The sequence below is a fragment of the Roseomonas sp. BN140053 genome, from assembly GCF_047690175.1.
GTDB lineage: Bacteria > Pseudomonadota > Alphaproteobacteria > Acetobacterales > Acetobacteraceae > Roseomonas.
In genome coordinates this window covers 1-15,105 of sequence record NZ_JBLLEB010000060.1, presented here as the reverse complement: position 1 = coordinate 15,105, position 15,105 = coordinate 1, and the positions used below count along the sequence as shown (strand labels likewise).

Here is a 15,105-nt window from a genome sequence, read left to right as displayed (position 1 = left end):
TCGGGCAGCAGCACGAGGTAGGGTGCGACCAGACCCCATTCCTCATCGGATACGTCGGACGGATAAGCCTTGCGGGTCATCCCGCAAATCTGGACCTCCCCTCAGTCCACAACAGCCTCTAGAGCGGAACCGTGCCCGAACCCCGCATTGCCACCCTGACGTTGAACCCCGCCGTGGACTTCGCCTGCGAGGCGGAGAAGGTGGAGCCGACCCACAAGCTGCGCACCACCAACGAGCGGCTGGACCCCGGCGGCGGCGGCATCAACGTCGCCCGCGTGGTGCTGGCGCTGGGCGGCCGGGCGCTGGCGCTGTTTCTGGCCGGCGGCCCCACCGGCCAGGTGCTGCAGGACCTGTTGCGCGAATCCGGCGTGCCGCACCGCGCCGTGCCGATCCGGGAACGCACGCGCATCAGCCAGACCGTGCTCGACCGGTCCAGCAAGCAGGAATACCGCTTCGTCGCCGAAGGCCCCCGCATCCGCGAGGCCGAATGGCGCGGCCTGCTGGACCTGCTGGACGGCGTGGACGCCGACTGGATCGTCGGCAGCGGCAGCCTGCCCCCCGGCGTGCCCGAGGATTTCTACGCCCGCGTCGCCCAGGCCGCGGCGAAGCGCGGGCGGCACTTCGTGCTGGACAGTTCCGGCGCCGCCCTGCGCGCCTCGCTGGGCCAGGGTGTGACGCTGCTGAAGCCCTCGCTGTCCGAGTTCCAGTCCCTGGTGGGCCGCGAATTGCCGGACCCCGCCGAGCAGGAGCAGGCGGCGGTGGAGCTGGTGCGCTCCGGCGCCACGCGGCTGCTGGCGCTGACCCTGGGCGGCGACGGCGCCGTGCTGGCGACGGCGGAAGGCGCCATCCGCCTGCCCGCCCTGCCGGTGGAGGTGCGCGGCACGGTGGGCGCGGGCGACAGCTTCGTGGCGGGCATGACCCTGGCCCTGGCCCGCGGCGAAAGCCCGGAAGAAGCCTTCGCCTGGGGCGTCGCCACCGGCGCCGCGGCCGTTTCGCGTGTGGGCACCGCCCACCCCGAGCGCACGGCGGTGGAAGCCCTGCGCCGCCGCATCGAGCTGCCCCGGCGCTGAGCCGCCACCCGCCCCGCCGCGGCGCCGCCCCGTCCGGCCCCGGGCGGCCCGGCGGCGCGCGGCACCCCCCGGCGGCCCGCGGCCCCGCACGCCCTGCCCCAGGCGGAACGCCCGCCGCCCCGGCGATCCACCGCACGGCGGCACTGCCCCCCTGGCTCGCCGCCCGCATCCTGCACGAGGACCCGGAGGTGCTGGTGCTGAACAAGCCCGCCGGCCTGCCCGTGCATCGCGGCCCGGCCGGCGGCGCCAGCCTGGAAGACTGGCTGCCGACCCTGCAACGGAACAAGCGGCACCTGCCGCAATTCGCCCACCGGCTGGACACCGACACGGCCGGCTGCCTCACCCTGGGCCGCACCAAGCCGGCCCTGGCCGCGCTGGGCGCGCTGTTTGCCGCCGGCCAGGCCGAGAAAACCTACTGGGCCGTGATGCTGGGCCAGCCCCCGGCGGAATCCGGCCTGCTGGACGCCCCGCTGCGCAAGATCAGCACGGCGCGCGCGGGCTGGCGGATGGAAGCGCACCCCGAAGGTCAGCCGGCGCGCACGCGCTGGCGCGTGCTGGGCCGCGGCGAGGGCCTCACCTGGCTGGAATTCCGCCCCGCCACCGGCCGCACCCACCAGTTGCGCGTCCACGCCACCCTGCTGGGCGGCCCGCTGCTGGGCGACCCGCTCTACGGCCAGCGCGCCGCGGGTGGGCACAGCCCTGTCCCCGGCGGCCTGGCGCTGCTGGCGCGCGCCCTGCGCTTGCCGCTGGACCCCGTGCGGCAGGCCGTGGCACCGGTGCCGGAGGCGATGCAGGACGCCTTGCGGCGCTGCGGCTGGCGCGGCGACGTTGCGACCCCCACGTCCTCGTGAGACGGAAAGCCTCGACGCTTCGGGCCGCGCCTGCCATGCCGGGCCGATGAGTTCGGGCACGGCCAGCGAGATCGGATCGGCGCCCCCTGCCCCGGCGCGGCGGCACCGGCCGTCCTGGACCGCCGGGCGGCGGCTGCTGCTCGCCTATGCCGGGCTGGCCCTGGCGGTGATCGGGGGCGTGTCCGGCTACGCCGCGCTGCAGGGCCGCGCCAATTCCGAGCGCGACGAGGCGGAGCTGGTGGCCGGCACGCAGCACGTGGCCGACCGGCTGGCGTCGGCGCTGGACCGGGCGGACCGCTCGGTGCGGCTGGTGGCGACGCTGCTGCCCTTGTCCGGCGACTGCCAGGCCGCCCTGTCCGCCGCCGCTTCCGCCCTGCCCACCGCGCTGCGCGGCATGCTCGTGGTGCTGCCCGACCGCGGCGTGCCCTGCGCCATCCCCGCCGGCGCCTTCGGCCCCGAGCTGCCGGCCGACAGCCCGCTGCTGCGCGCCGAGCGCGACCCGCCGCGGCCGCTGGTGGGCGGGCTGCTGCGCGGCACCGGCACCCGGGCCGGCGAAGCGGAATTGGTGGTGGCGCGGCCGCTGCCCGGCCCCCTGGACCCCACCCGCCCCTTCGACGCGGCGGAGCCCGGCCTGCTGGTGGCGCTGCTGCCGGTCGAGGCCCTGGCGCCGCTGGCCATCCTGCCCGGGCGCGACGCGCCGGGCGGGCTGTTCTGGCTGCGCGACCGCGACGGCAACGCCATCCCCCTGTTCGGCCCCGAAGGCGGCGAGGCACCCGACACCCCCCTGGCCGAATGGCCGGAGGCCGGGGTGCCGCGCCGGGAAACCGAGGGCGGCACGCAGCAGCTGGTGGTGGTGTCGCGCCTGTCGGAGGATCTTGCCCTGGTGGGCGCCATGCCGCGGCCGCGCGTGGCGGCGCAGCTCTTCTCGGCCGCGGCCCCGCCGGTGCTGGCGGTGGCGGCGCTGCTGCTGCTGGGCCTGGGCGGCCTGTGGTGGCTGCTGCAGCGGCTGGTGTTCCGCCCGCTGGAGGTCGCCGCGCGCCGGGCGGAACAATCCGGCCCCGCTGCGCTGGCGGATGGCGACCTGAACGCGCCGGACGAGATCGACGCGCTGGTGCAGCGCCTGGGCGCCCAGGCCGCGACCCAGGAGGAAGCGCTGCGGCTGCGCGACCTGCTGCTGCGCGAATCGCACCACCGGCTGAAGAACCACCTGTCGCTGGTATCCTCCTTTCTGCGGCTGCAGGAACGCACCGTGTCCGACCCGGCGGCGGCGGCGGCGCTGCGCACGGCGGAAAGCCGCATGATGAGCATCGCCGCCACCTACGAGCTGCTGCACGAATCCGGCGCGGCGGAGGTGTCGCTGGACGGCATGCTGGAACGCTTCGCCCGCGCTCTGCCCGACCGCGCCGGCACCGGCGGCTCGGTGGCCACCGAGCTGGTGCCGCTGGCGGTGCCGGCCGACGTGGCGGTGAAGCTGGGGCTGGTGGTGAACGAGCTGGCGATCAACGCCCTGCGCCACGGCCAGCCCGGCGGGCAGGTCCGCATCGCCCTGCGGCCGCAGGGCGAGGACGGCTTCGTGCTCAGCGTTTCCGATGACGGGCCCGGCCTGCCCCCCGACGCGCCGCGCGGCCTGGGCATGACGGTGGCGGAAAGCCTGACCAGGGCGGTGGGCGCCACGCTGACGCGCCGCCCCGGCCCGGGCACCGCCTGGGAGGTGGCCTGGAAGCCGGCCCCGCCCCCCGCGCCGGGCCCCGCCGCAGCCCCGCCCGTTCCGCCCGCCACAACGGCCCCGGCCGCGGCATCGCCGGTCCCGCCCGCCGCGCCGGACTCGGTCACGGTGCCGCCTGCCGCCCCCGGCCCCACCGCGGCACCGCCACCCGGCACGGCCTGAACCTCGCCCACCCTGGGCAGCGGCCCGGCGCTACCGCCCTGCCGGTGACCGCGGTCGCAGCGCCAGCAGCGCGAGGCAGGAACCCAGGCTCAGCCCGCCCGACAGCAGCAGGGCCGCGGCGACACCGAGCCGGTCCAGCACCAGCCCGAACAGCAGCGGCGCCGCGGCCTGCAGCAGCCGCCCCGGCGCCGCCAGCAGCCCGCTGCGCAGCCCGTAGCCCTCGGGGCCGAACAGCGCCAAGGGCAGCACGCCCTTGGCCACGGTGAGCATGCCGTTGCCGGCGCCGTGCAGCAGGGCGAAGGCGGCGGCGGCCGGCGCGCCCAGGGCGGCCAGCGCCACCGCCCCCAGCGGGTGCAGTGCCGTGGCGATCCGCGCCGAAACCAGCGGCGACAGGTGGCGCAGCACCCCGTATTCCACCAGCCGCGCCCCGACCTGCGCCGGCCCGATCAGCGCGGCCGCCGCCACCGCCGCGGCCGGGCTGGCCCCGGCCGCCTGCAACAGCCGCGGCAGATGCGCCGCCAGCGCCGCCGACACGAAGAGCGTGGCCGCGAAAACCCCGGCCAGCACCGCCATCGCCCAGGGCGCGGCGGCGGCTGCCCCCGTCCCCCGCTCGGTATCTGACGGCGTCGCGGGCGGGGGTGCGGGCGGCACCAGGAAACGGTTCAGCGGCAGCCCCAGGATCAGGTGCAGCGCGGCCCAGGCCAGGCAGGCGCCGCGCCAGCCGCAATGTTCCGCCATTAGCGCGGTCAGCGGCCAGCCCACCGTGCTGGCGAAGCCCGCCAGCAGGGTGATGCCGGTGACCGGCCCGCGCGCTTCCGCGCGGAACAGCCCGGCCAGGGTGGCAAAGGCGGCATCGTAGAGGCCGCAGGCCATGCCGGCGCCCAGCACCGCCCAGGCCAGCGCCAGCCCACCCGGCCCGGTCGCGGCCGAGAGGATCAGCAGCCCGGCGGCGAAGAGCAGGTTGGACAACACCAGCACGTCGCGCCCGCCGCGCCGGTCGATCGCCCGTCCCACAACGGGGCCGAGCAGGCCCGACAGCAGCAGCGCGGCGGAGAAGATGCCGAAGAACCATTCCCGCGGCAGTTCGAGGCTGGCCGAAACCAGGTCCGCCAGCACCGCGGGCAGGTAGTAGGTGGAGGCCCAGGCCAGCGTCTGCGACGCGCCCAGGGCCAGCACCACCGCGCCGCGGCTGCGCCCGGCCGCCGTCACGCGGCCCCCGCCCGCATCGCGGTGGCCACGCCCCCGCTCAGTCCGGCCAGCGCGGCGGCGATGGCTGGTGCATCGCTTCCAGCCTGCGCTTCAGCCGCGAGATCTGCCGACGCAGGTCGTCATTCTCGCGCTGCGACTGCCGCAGCCGGGACTGCGCCGCTTCCAGCATGTCCGGCGGGGCCGGGCGGCGCGGATCGGGCGGGGCACCGTTCTCCCGCCGGGGCATCAGCACCTCCTGCCAGGACAGGCCGAGCCGCTTGGCCAGGCGATGCGCCGCCGCGGCCGCCGCAGCCCGTTCCCCGACATGCTCGGAGCCCAGCAATCCCAGTACCCGTGCCAGCTTCGCTGCGTCCGATGGCTGCATCCCGCTTCCCTAGCCACTCTCGGAAGGAAAGGAAGCACCGCGGCGGAAGGCGGTTGCCGAAACGGCCGGAAAACCGCCGCGCCGCCGGGAAGCCGCGCCCGGCAACCCGGGCGCAGGGTCGCCTTGTTCGCCGCCGGCCGACGCGGAACTATGCCGGCCGTCCTGACGCCACGGGGAGAAACGCCGATGAAGCGAATAGCCGCCGCCTTGATGCTCGTCCTGGCGGCCACGAGCGGAAGCGCCGGAGCGGCCGACCCGCCGCGCGACGGCTTCTTCTGGCTCGGCGAGATGAACAAGGCCTCCGCCGTGATGGTGGTGGAACAGGGGATCGTGCCGCGGCCGCTCGGCACGCAGATCGCCAACAGCATCCGCCAGGTCATCGAGGAAGGCGCCCGGCCCGGCGCCGCGCGCTCCGCCGACTACCTCGTGGTGGAACGCTCCCTGGTGGCCGCCGGCGGCCCGGACGTGACGCGGCTGCATTCCGGCCGCAGCCGCCAGGACCTCGGCGCCACCTTCGGCCGGCTGTTCCTGCGCGAGGACGTGCTGGACCTGCTCGACAGCCTCAACGCCGCGCGCGAGGTGGTGCTGCGCATGGCCGCGGCGCATCCGGACGACATCGTCCCGGCCTATACCTGGGGCGTGCAGGCGCAGCCCATCACCTTCGGCCACTACATGCTCGGCTATGCCGAGGCGCTGAACCGCGCCGCCGCCCGACTGCGGGAAAGCTATGCCCGCATCAACCAGTCGCCGCTGGGCTCCGCCGCGCTGGGCACCTCCAGCTTTCCGGTGAACCGCCCGCGCCTCGCCGCGCTGCTCGGCTTCGACGGCGTGATCGAGAACTCCTTCGACGCCAACCAGATCGCCGAGGCCGACACCCGCGCCGAAGCGGACGCTGCCGCCGCCACCGGCGCGCTGACCGTGGGCATGCTGCTGGCCGACATCACCCAGCAATACGCGCAAACGCGGCCCTGGCTGCTGCTCTCGGAAGGCGGCGAGACCGGCACCAGCAGCATCATGCCGCAGAAGCGCAACCCGTCGGGGATGGTGTACCTGCGCGCGCTGGCCAGCACCGTGGTGGCGGGCGCCCAGGGCTACATGCTGCGCGCCCACAACGTCCCCGCGGGCATGATGGACTACAAGCTCTTCGCGCCCGACCCGGTGCTGCGCGACGCGGCCCGCATGTACCAGGGCCTCGCCAGCCTGCTGCCCGCCTTCCGCTTCGACCCGCCCCGCGCGCTGGAAGAGGTGAACAACGATTATTCCACCACCACCGAACTCGCGGACACGCTGCAGCGCGTCGCCGACGTGCCCTTCCGCATCGGCCACCATTTCGCCTCGGAGCTGGTGACCTTCGGCCGTTCCCGCGGGCTGCGCCCGACGGAGCTGCCCTTCGACGCGGCGCAGCGCATCTACACCGAGGCCGCGCAGCAATTCGGCCAGGCCAACGCGCAGCTGCCGCTGACGGAAGAACAGTTCCGCCGCTCGCTCTCGGCCACCGGCATGGTGCAGGCCAGCCAAGGCCTCGGCGGCCCGCAGCCGGCGGAGGTGGCGCGCATGCAGGCGGTGCAGATGGCAGCCCTGGACGCCGATCGCGGCTGGGCACAGGCCGCCCGCACGCGGCTGGACGAGGCCAGCCGGCAACGCGACGCCGCCTTCGCGCGGCTCTCGGCTTCGACGCCCTGACGCCGTCCCAGCGCCGGCAGGCCGCGGCCTGCCGCTTCACCCCGCCGCGTGGGGCGGCCGCAGCCCGCCGCCTCACTCCGCCGGGCGCACCCGCACCGGTGCCGAGGCCGCCGTTCCATCCGCGTCCAGCACGGTGACGCGGTAGAAGCCCGGCCCCGGCGGCGTCCAGCCGGTGTCGCGCCGCGCCGGGGTGCTGTCGATCGGCGCGCCATCCACCAGGAAGCGCAGCGGCCGCCGCCCCCCGGCCGCCCGCAGCGTCAGCAGCCCGCCGCCCTCCACCGTGGCGCCGGCGGGCGGAAACAGCAGCCGCAGCCGGTCGGCGACGTCGCGCCACTGTTCCGGGCGCAGGTCGGCACCGGTCGCCGCAGGCACCGGGCGCGGCGATTCCGGCAGCAGCGCGAAGGCCCGCGCCAGCAGCGGCAGCGCCAGGTTGCCGCCGGTGGCGCCGCCGGTGCCCACCACCACGGGCGTGCCGTCCGGCCGCCCGACCCACACGCCCACCACGTGCCGGGTGTCGAAGCCCACCGCCCAGGCATCCCGCCCGCCCCAGGAGGTGCCGGTCTTCCACGCCACCCCCGGCGGCCCGCCGGCCGGGAAGCCGCGCGTCAGGATGGCCGCCACCTGCGCCGCGGCGCGCGGGTCCAGCACCGGGTTCGCGGCGGCGAGCGGCATCGGCGCCTCGGGCCGCCAGCGCAGCGGCGCGGCGCGCCCGCCATCGCCCAGGGCGGCGGTGACCGCCACCAGTTCCCGCAGCGTGACGCCCACCCCGCCCAGCGCCAGGGGCAGCGTGGCCTCGGCGTTGCGCGGCAGGCGCGGCGTGGCGCCCGCCGCCTTGAGCAGGCTGGCGAAGCGCAGCGGCCCGACGCGGTCCAGCAGCGACACCGCGGGCAGGTTCAGCGACCGCCGCAGCGCATCCGCCGCGGTGACGCGGCCGGTGAAGCCGTGATCGAAATTCTCGGGCGCATAGGCGCCGAAGCGGGTGGGCGCGTCGTCCAGCACGGTGTCCGGCCGCGCCACCCCGGCCTCGAAGGCCAGGGCGTAGAGCAGCGGCTTCAGTGCCGAACCGGGCGAGCGCACCGCCCGCGTCAGGTCCAACGCCCCGGCCCGCGCTTCCTCCCCCCAGGCGCCGCCCACCACGGCGCGCAACTCCCGCGTCCGCAGCTCCGCCACCACCGCCGCGGCCGAGGCCCGCGCCGGCAGCCCTTGCCGGGCGTCGCGCAGCAGCGCTTCCAGGGCGCGCTGCGTGGGCGCGTCGATCGTGGTGTGCACCGTGGCGGCGCGGGCGGCTTCAGCCATCAACCCGGCACGGGCGGCATCGCCCGTCGCCCCGGCACTGGCGGTCTCGCCCATCACCCCGGCGCGGGCGGTTTCGCCCGTGGCGCTGGCGCGCGCGACCTCGCGCGACAGGTGCGGCGCCAGGGCCGGCATGGGCTGTCGCGCCGTGGGCACCGGCCCGGACAGGGTGGCGCGATCCGCCGCGGTGATGCCCGGCGCCCCGGCGGCCCGGCGCAGCAGCAGCGCATCCCGCGCCGCCAGTGCCGCGGCGGGGTGGCGGTCCGGGCGCAGCGCCTCGGGGCGGCGGGGAATGGCCACCAGCAGCGCGGCCTCGGCCGGATTCAGCTGCCGGCCATCGCGGCCGAACCAGGCGAGCGCCCCGGCGCGCACGCCTTCCAGGTTGCCGCCCATCGGCGCGAGCGTCAGCCAGATGCCCAGCACGCCGTCCTTGCCGAAGCGCGTTTCCAGCTGCAGCGCGCGGAACGCCTCGATCGCCTTGGAGCGCAGGGTGCGCGGCCGCGGTTCCAGCAGCCGCGCCGCCTGCATGCTCAGCGTGGAGCCGCCCGACACCACCCGCCCCGCCCGCACCCACTGACCGGCCGCCCGCAGCAGCGCGAAAGGGTCCACCCCGCGGTGCCAGCGGAAGCGCGCATCCTCTGCCGCGACCAGAAGATCCACCAGTTCCGGCGTCACCGCCTCGGGCGAGGCGGGCAGGCGCCACACCCCGCCCGGCGCCGGCAGCACCGACAACACGCGCCCCTGCCGGTCCAGCACCACCCGGGCCGGCGCGTCCAGCCGCGACAGGTCCGGCGGAAACATGCGGTCCAGCACGGGAAAGGCCAGTAGGGGCGCGACGAGCACCGCGACCGCCGCCAGCAGCAGGGGGCGGCGTCTCATTCGTAAGCGATGGGTGGTGAGGGTGGCCCGGGAGGGAGAAAGAATTCTCCCTCCCGATACCCTCCCTCATCTTTTCTCGGGGGGCTGCCGCGCGGCCGCCGATGCGCGGGACGCTGAAGCAAGGATGCCATGCTGCCGACACGTCGGCGGCCGCAGTCGCCGGAGGGCGACGCCCTCCGGCGCGCCCCCGGCGGCAACCACGACGGCGGCAGCTTCACGAAAGAAGATGAGGGGGAGGGTCCGGGAGGGGGAGAATTCTTTCTCCCTCTCCCGGAACGCCGGGCCATCCCCATCGCCTCACTCCGGCGGCAGCACCGCCACCCGGCCGGCATTCTGCCGCGCGAACAGGGTGGGACGGTACATGTCCCGCACCTCGGCACCGGGCAGCTCGAAACGCCCGGGGGTGACGGCGCGCAGCACCACGGCGTAACGGCCCACCGGCGCCGCGGCCGTCAGGTCCGCCGCCAGGGCGAAGCGGTCATCCAGCGCCGCGGTGGTGGCGGGCTCCGACAGGGTGCCCAGGAACGCCATCCCCGGCACGTCGCCGGAAGGCAGGCGGCTGGACACTTCCCAGCCCGCCGGCAGCCCCTGCTGCACCAGGGTGCGATGCGGCTCGCCATCCTCCGCCCGCGCTTCCACCAGCAGGATAAAGGTCGTGTTCTGCCGCAGCTGGTCGAGGTTCAGGTCGGCGCCCTGCATGGTCAGGAAGCGCCGGCTGACCCGCATCCCCGACCGCGCTGCCGGCAGCGCCTGCGCCGGCAAGCCGGTCACGGTCACGGACTGCACCACCGCCCGGTCGCCGTTGTTGCGCACCGTCGTGGCGCCGTTCAGCGGCGCGCTGATGATGGGCCGTTCCGGCTGGTTCACCCCGTTCAGCGCCACCCGCGTCGGGCGCGCGTCCCGGCCCAGCGTGGCGGCCAGGGCGATGGCCCAGGCCTGTTCCTGGGTAGAGGTGGTTTGCGGCGAAATCTCCGCCGGCCCCGGCAGCCGCGCCAGCTGCGCCGAGAGCCGGTCGGGCAGCACGCCGCTCTCCTTCAGCAGCAGCGTCACCGCCAGCCCGTCGCGCACCGCGCTGCCGTAGTCGTGGTACCAGGGCCGCCGCTGCGCCGAGGCCAGCGCCGCGTTGAAGGCGGCCTCGGCCCGCGGCGTGTCGCCGATACGCGCCAGCGCGGCGCCCAGCTGCGCCTTGCTCACCGGCGTCGGCAGCTCGTCGAGCTGCGCGAACAGCCGGCGCGTCGCCCCCGGCAAGGGCTGGTTCCCGAGCGCCAGCACGTGGAGGCGATACGCCTGGTCGGCCCGCTCCTCGGGCTTGGAGGGCGTCACGTCCTCCGCATCCGAGGCCAGGCTGCGCAGCGCCGCCACCAGCGCCGCTTCCGGCACGGTGGCCCCGACGGCCTTGGCGCGCAGCAGCGCCTCCGTGCCGTAGGCGGTCACCCAGGGCTCCGCCTCGCCGCTCGCCGACCACAGCGAGAAGGCGCCGTCGTAGCGCTGCCGGTCCAGCAGGCGGGAGATCGCCTGCCCCAGCTGCACGTCGCGCTGCCCGGCATCGGGAAAGGCCCAGGGCGACACGGCCAGGGCCAGCACCTTGGTGGCGGACTGCTCGGCGCACCACAGCGGGAAGTCCAGCGCCGCGCGCAGCAGCGCGTCGGGGTCGTAGCGCACCGGCTGCCCCCACACCGCGCGCACGCTGGCGGTGCCCGCGACGAAGCGGCCGAGATCCGGCGCGATGTTCGCCTGCGCGCCCGGTGCGAGGTCGCCCACCGCCACCTCCGTCAGCTGCGGGCGCGAGGAATGCACGCTGATGCGGCTTTCCCGCTCCGCCCGGAAGCCACCCGGCGCGGTCACGGCCAGCCGCACCACCCCCTCGCCGGCGCCGGTGGCGCGCAGCGTGGTGAAGGGCGTGGCGCGGGCGCCAGTGGCCAGCGTCGCGGTCAGGCGGTTCGGCCCGTCCAGCACCAGCGGCCCTTCCACGCGCAGCTCGGCCACCACCTCCCCGGCCAGCAGTTCCACATTGCCCAGCAGCACCGGCAGCCGGACCTCGTCGCCGGGCGCCAGGAAGCGCGGCAGCAGCGCCTCCGCCACCACGGGGTCGCGCACGGTGACGGGCTTGGAGGCCGCGCCGGTGCGGTCGCCGCTCCAGGCCACCGCCATCAGCCGCAACTCGCCGGCGAAGTCCGGCAAGTCCAGCGGCACGCGCGCCACCCCGTCCGGCCCCGCCTCCACGATGCCGGAAAACAGCGACACGATGCGCTGCGGCGGCTGCGCCCCGGCGGTCAGGTCGGCGTCGCCGCCCTGGCGCAGCGCCGCCACGTCGCCCTCCGGCGGCGGGATCAGCCGGCCGTAGTCGTCGCGGATATCGGTGCCCAGGCGTCGCCGCCCCATGAAGTGCTCCACCGGGTCGGGCGAGCTGAAGCGGGTGATGCGCAGGATGCCCTCATCCACCGCCGCCAGCGTCAGGTGCACAGGGCCGGCAACGCCGGTCCCGCCCGAGCCGGACGCGCCGGACACGCGCACCGGCACCTCCACCCGCTGCCGCGGGCGCAACAGGTCCGGCGTGTCGATCGCCACGCCCAGGGAGCGGGACGCCTTGTCCAGCGCCACCCAGGCCAGGCCCAACGCCCGGCGCGGCTGCCCTTCCGCGGCGCGGCCGGGGCGGAACACCGTCACCGTAACGTAGGCGCCCGGCCCCCAGCTCGGGTCCACCGGCACGGACACGTCCGTGCCGCCCTCCGGCACCTCCACCTCGCGCAGCGACACCAGCCCCTGCGTCAGCACCGCCACGCTGGCACGGCCGGCAAAGGGCGAGCTGATGTGCAGGCGTGCCGTGTCGCCGGGGTTGTAGGCCGGGCGGTCGGCGGACACGTCCACCTTGTCCGGCACCTCCGGGCTGTCCGTGCCGACCCAGCCGGAACGGAAGCGCATCGCGGCGATGCCCAGCCCCCCGGGCTGCGCAGCCTCGATCCGGTAGCGCCCGAAGGGCAGCGCCCGGGCGAAGCGCGCCGGCGCCCCGGGGGCGGTGCTCACCTCGGCACTGTCCACCGGCTCGTCGCGCCAGGTGGTCTCGTAGCGGGCGGTGCCGTTGCGCGTCACGATGCGCCATTCCGGCCGCTCCCGCACCAGCCGCACGCGCAGCCGCCCGGGCAACGCGGCGCCGTCGGGTGACACGATCGCCAGGTCGAAGCCCGCTTCCGTGTTGGCGTCCACGCTGCCGCCCTCGAAGGCCGGCTTGATCGCCACGTAGGGCGCGGTGCCGCGGATCGGGACGGTCAGGCTGGCGCGGCTGGGACGGCCGTTGGGGTCGTTCAGCGTCACCGTTAGCTCGGCGCGCAGCGGCCGCGTCGCGTCCGGCACCGCCGGCAGGTTCACCGACACCGTGGCGTTGCCGGCCTCGTCCGTCGCCACCGTGCCGTCCGCCGACAGCCCGCCGGTCAGCGGCTCCTCCGCCAGGCCGAAGCGCCAGCCGCGCCACGGGCTCTGCCGCCGCGTGCCCTCAGGCGTGCCCTGCACGCCGCCCGGCGCGCCGGGCGGCGGCGCCGAGAAGGGATCGGGGTCCACGGAGATCACCCCGTTGAACTCGCCTTCCAGGTTGGAACCGGGCGAGCCGTACAGGAACCGCGCCGTCAGCGGGATCGGCAGTGGCGTGCCGGGCACCAGCGGACCGGGCGCCGGGCCGAAGGTCATCGCCAGCCGTTCCGGCACGAAGGCGTCCACGGTGAAGCTCACGCTGCCCACCGCCGGCTGGTCCGGTTCGGTGCGCGCTTCCAGCGTCCACTGCCCCACCGAAGCGCCGGAACTCAGCGGCACCGACCACAGCACCGCCCCGTCCGGCCCGCGCGGCGGCACCGCCTCGGCGGCGACCTGGCCGTTGGGGCGCAGCAGCTTCAGGCGCAGCGGCAGGTCCTGCGGCCGCCCGGCGCCGTCGCGCAGCAGCGCCGTCAGGTTCACCGTCTCGCCCGGCCGGTAGATGCCGCGGTCGGTGTAGAGAAAGGCGTCCAGCGGCCCCGGGCTGACCCGGCCCTCGGCGCCGCGATCCGACAGGTCGAAGGACGCGGCCTCCAGGTTCATGGTCACCAGGTCGTCGCCGGTCTCGGCCGTCAGGTTGACCGGCGCCATCGGACCCTGGCCGCGCAGCAGGGGCGCCCCGAAGCGCACCAGGCCGTCCGGCCCGGTGCGGCTTTCCGCCAGGATGTCGTTGGAGCGCGACATCAGCGCCACGCGGATGCCCTCGCGCGGCGTGCCCTCCCCGAAGGAGCGCACCTGCGCTGCCAGCCCGTCCGGCCCGCGCCAGGCGGTCAGGCCCAGGTCCGTGGCCAGGATCTGCAACCCCGCCGTGGTCTCGTAGGAGCTGCCGTCGCTCTCCTTGTCCTCGCCGTTCTGCGCCACCAGCACGTAGAGCCCGGGACCAGCGGCCGCCATCGCGTCCGGCAGCGGCAAAACGGTGCGGGTCGTCACGTTGGGCCGGAAGTTCGGCACCTCGGCGCGGCCCTGCCACACCGTGCGGCCCCAACGATCCGCCACGTCGCCCGCGAGGTAGGATTCCAACCCGTTGCCCAGCGCGTTGTCGCGCCCGAAGGGCACGAGGTTGCGCTCCGTCACCCGCACCAGCGTCAGCTTCAGCGAGCGCAGGTTCACCGTGGCGATCCCCACCCGCGACGCCTGCCCGCGCGGCAGCAGGAAGCGGGTGCCGTCGAACAGCACCTTGGCCGCACGGTCGGGCATGGCGATGTTGACCGGCGTGTCGGCGCGCAGGTTCACGCCGTCCTGGCCCGGCAGGCCGGCCCGCAGCACGATCCGCGTCGACCGCCCCCAGGGCAGGCCCGCGACGCAGAGCTGCCCGTTCTCCCGCTCCACCGCCAGGTCGGGGATCGGCGGGTCGGCGCGCACCCAGTCGCCGGGGCGGAAGTCGGCGGCCGCGGTCAGCGACCCCGCGAAGCTGATGCAGGCGCGGGCGGGATCGGCCTCCGGCTCGGGGCGGGTGTTGCTCACCAGCAGCCCGGCGGCGCGGCGCGCCTGGGCCAGGGCGTCGCGCGCCTTGCTGTCATCGGGCGCGCGCTCCGTCACCGCCTGCAGCGCCACGATCGCCTGCGCCTGGCGGTCCAGCCGCTGCAGCGCCTGCGCGATCACCTGCAGCGAGGGGATCTCGTCCGTGCCGGCCGGCACCATCATGAAGTTCTGCCACGCCGCCTGCAGCGCCCGCGCCGCTTCCGGCGGGTTGCGGCTCAGCTGCGCCTGCGCCAGCGACAGCCACATCGCCGCCGTGGGCTCGGGCATGCCCAGGCGCTGTTCCCAGGCCGCCGCCGCCGCCGCCCAGTCGTTGCGCCGCTCGGCATCGCGCGCCGTCTGCTCGGCCCGGGCGCGCAGCTGGGCGTTGGCCCCGGCGGGAAAGCGGCGGCCCAGCTCGGACGCGTAGCTGTTGCTGTCGCGCTCCAGCCCGGGCAGGCTGAACGAGGACTGCGCCAGCGCCGGCAAGGGCTGCGACACCCCCGCCGCAACGCACAGCAGGGCACCCAGCAGAGGCAGCAAGCGCATCATTCGTGTTCCGCGTTCCCGCCCGCATGGTGGCACGTCCGCCACCGCCGCGGCAGTGCCGCACCCCCAAACCGTTGCTTTTTCCGCCCAACCGCCATTGCCCCCAGCCCGGGCCAAGCCACCACCGGCCGGCACCGCTGGTGGCGGGCTGGCCCGGGGGGACGGGTGCGCCTGGATATTCCGGCCGAGGCCAGAGGGGCCCTGCCCCTCTGGACACCCCGCGAGGAGCTTAGGGTGTGTGACTGAAGTGAGAGGAGCGCTGGTTGAGGAGGGTGGCGGCGAGATGGGCGAAGCCCAACCAGCTGGAGCGTGTTTTGTCGCGCCGCAGGGCGAGGCGGG

At 75.9% G+C, this 15,105-nt stretch carries 9 protein-coding genes; 4 read left to right on the top strand and 5 right to left on the bottom strand.

From position 1 onward, the window contains the following. A partial coding sequence (locus tag ACLIBK_RS24550; protein WP_415388209.1) for a transposase occupies window positions 1–80 on the bottom strand: 80 nt, incomplete at its 3' end. Between the two features lie 51 nt (window positions 81–131). Between ACLIBK_RS24550 and ACLIBK_RS24545 the strand changes: the two genes are divergently transcribed. The 3 genes from ACLIBK_RS24545 (at window position 132) to ACLIBK_RS24535 (ending at window position 3,809) form a co-directional block, all read left to right on the top strand. Beyond that, window positions 132–1,070, top strand: coding sequence for a 1-phosphofructokinase family hexose kinase (locus ACLIBK_RS24545; RefSeq protein WP_415389937.1), 939 nt, complete (start codon window positions 132–134; stop codon window positions 1,068–1,070). A gap of 188 nt (window positions 1,071–1,258) precedes the next feature. Further along, entirely contained in the window at window positions 1,259–1,921 is a 663-nt protein-coding gene (locus ACLIBK_RS24540) for an RluA family pseudouridine synthase (RefSeq protein WP_415389936.1), read from the top strand. 46 nt (window positions 1,922–1,967) lie between these two features. Then, window positions 1,968–3,809 (top strand): sensor histidine kinase, encoded by a 1,842-nt coding sequence (locus tag ACLIBK_RS24535; protein WP_415389935.1) that lies wholly within the window; start codon window positions 1,968–1,970, stop codon window positions 3,807–3,809. Between the two features lie 30 nt (window positions 3,810–3,839). On the opposite strand, the gene ACLIBK_RS24530 is transcribed toward ACLIBK_RS24535, so the two are convergent. Next, window positions 3,840–5,018 carry an MFS transporter gene (locus ACLIBK_RS24530; protein ID WP_415389934.1) on the bottom strand — a complete coding sequence of 393 codons (1,179 nt, stop codon included), beginning with the start codon at window positions 5,016–5,018 and terminating at the stop codon, window positions 3,840–3,842. A 37-nt stretch (window positions 5,019–5,055) separates the two neighbouring features. Continuing rightward, window positions 5,056–5,382 (bottom strand): hypothetical protein, encoded by a 327-nt coding sequence (locus ACLIBK_RS24525; protein WP_415389933.1) that lies wholly within the window; start codon window positions 5,380–5,382, stop codon window positions 5,056–5,058. A gap of 186 nt (window positions 5,383–5,568) precedes the next feature. Between ACLIBK_RS24525 and ACLIBK_RS24520 the strand changes: the two genes are divergently transcribed. Continuing rightward, window positions 5,569–7,065: a lyase family protein gene (locus tag ACLIBK_RS24520; protein WP_415389932.1), complete on the top strand. Its 1,497-nt coding sequence runs from the start codon at window positions 5,569–5,571 to the stop codon at window positions 7,063–7,065. Window positions 7,066–7,137: 72 nt separating this feature from the next. Here the strand turns inward: ACLIBK_RS24520 and ACLIBK_RS24515 are convergent, their stop codons facing one another. Both ACLIBK_RS24515 and ACLIBK_RS24510 read right to left on the bottom strand, forming a co-directional pair. After that, the gene (locus ACLIBK_RS24515; protein WP_415389931.1) at window positions 7,138–9,237 is read right to left on the bottom strand and encodes a transglycosylase domain-containing protein; all 2,100 of its coding nucleotides are present in this window, start codon (window positions 9,235–9,237) and stop codon (window positions 7,138–7,140) included. Window positions 9,238–9,534: 297 nt separating this feature from the next. After that, window positions 9,535–14,769: an alpha-2-macroglobulin gene (locus ACLIBK_RS24510; RefSeq protein WP_415389930.1), complete on the bottom strand. Its 5,235-nt coding sequence runs from the start codon at window positions 14,767–14,769 to the stop codon at window positions 9,535–9,537. Window positions 14,770–15,105: the final 336 nt, after the last annotated feature.

Coding starts and splice junctions, on each gene's coding strand:
- ACLIBK_RS24525 (WP_415389933.1), bottom strand. CDS start 5,382: ATGCAGCCATCGGACGCAGCGAAGCTGGCACGGGTACTGGGATTGCTG.
- ACLIBK_RS24535 (WP_415389935.1), top strand. CDS start 1,968: ATGAGTTCGGGCACGGCCAGCGAGATCGGATCGGCGCCCCCTGCCCCG.
- ACLIBK_RS24520 (WP_415389932.1), top strand. CDS start 5,569: ATGAAGCGAATAGCCGCCGCCTTGATGCTCGTCCTGGCGGCCACGAGC.
- ACLIBK_RS24515 (WP_415389931.1), bottom strand. CDS start 9,237: ATGAGACGCCGCCCCCTGCTGCTGGCGGCGGTCGCGGTGCTCGTCGCG.
- ACLIBK_RS24510 (WP_415389930.1), bottom strand. CDS start 14,769: ATGATGCGCTTGCTGCCTCTGCTGGGTGCCCTGCTGTGCGTTGCGGCG.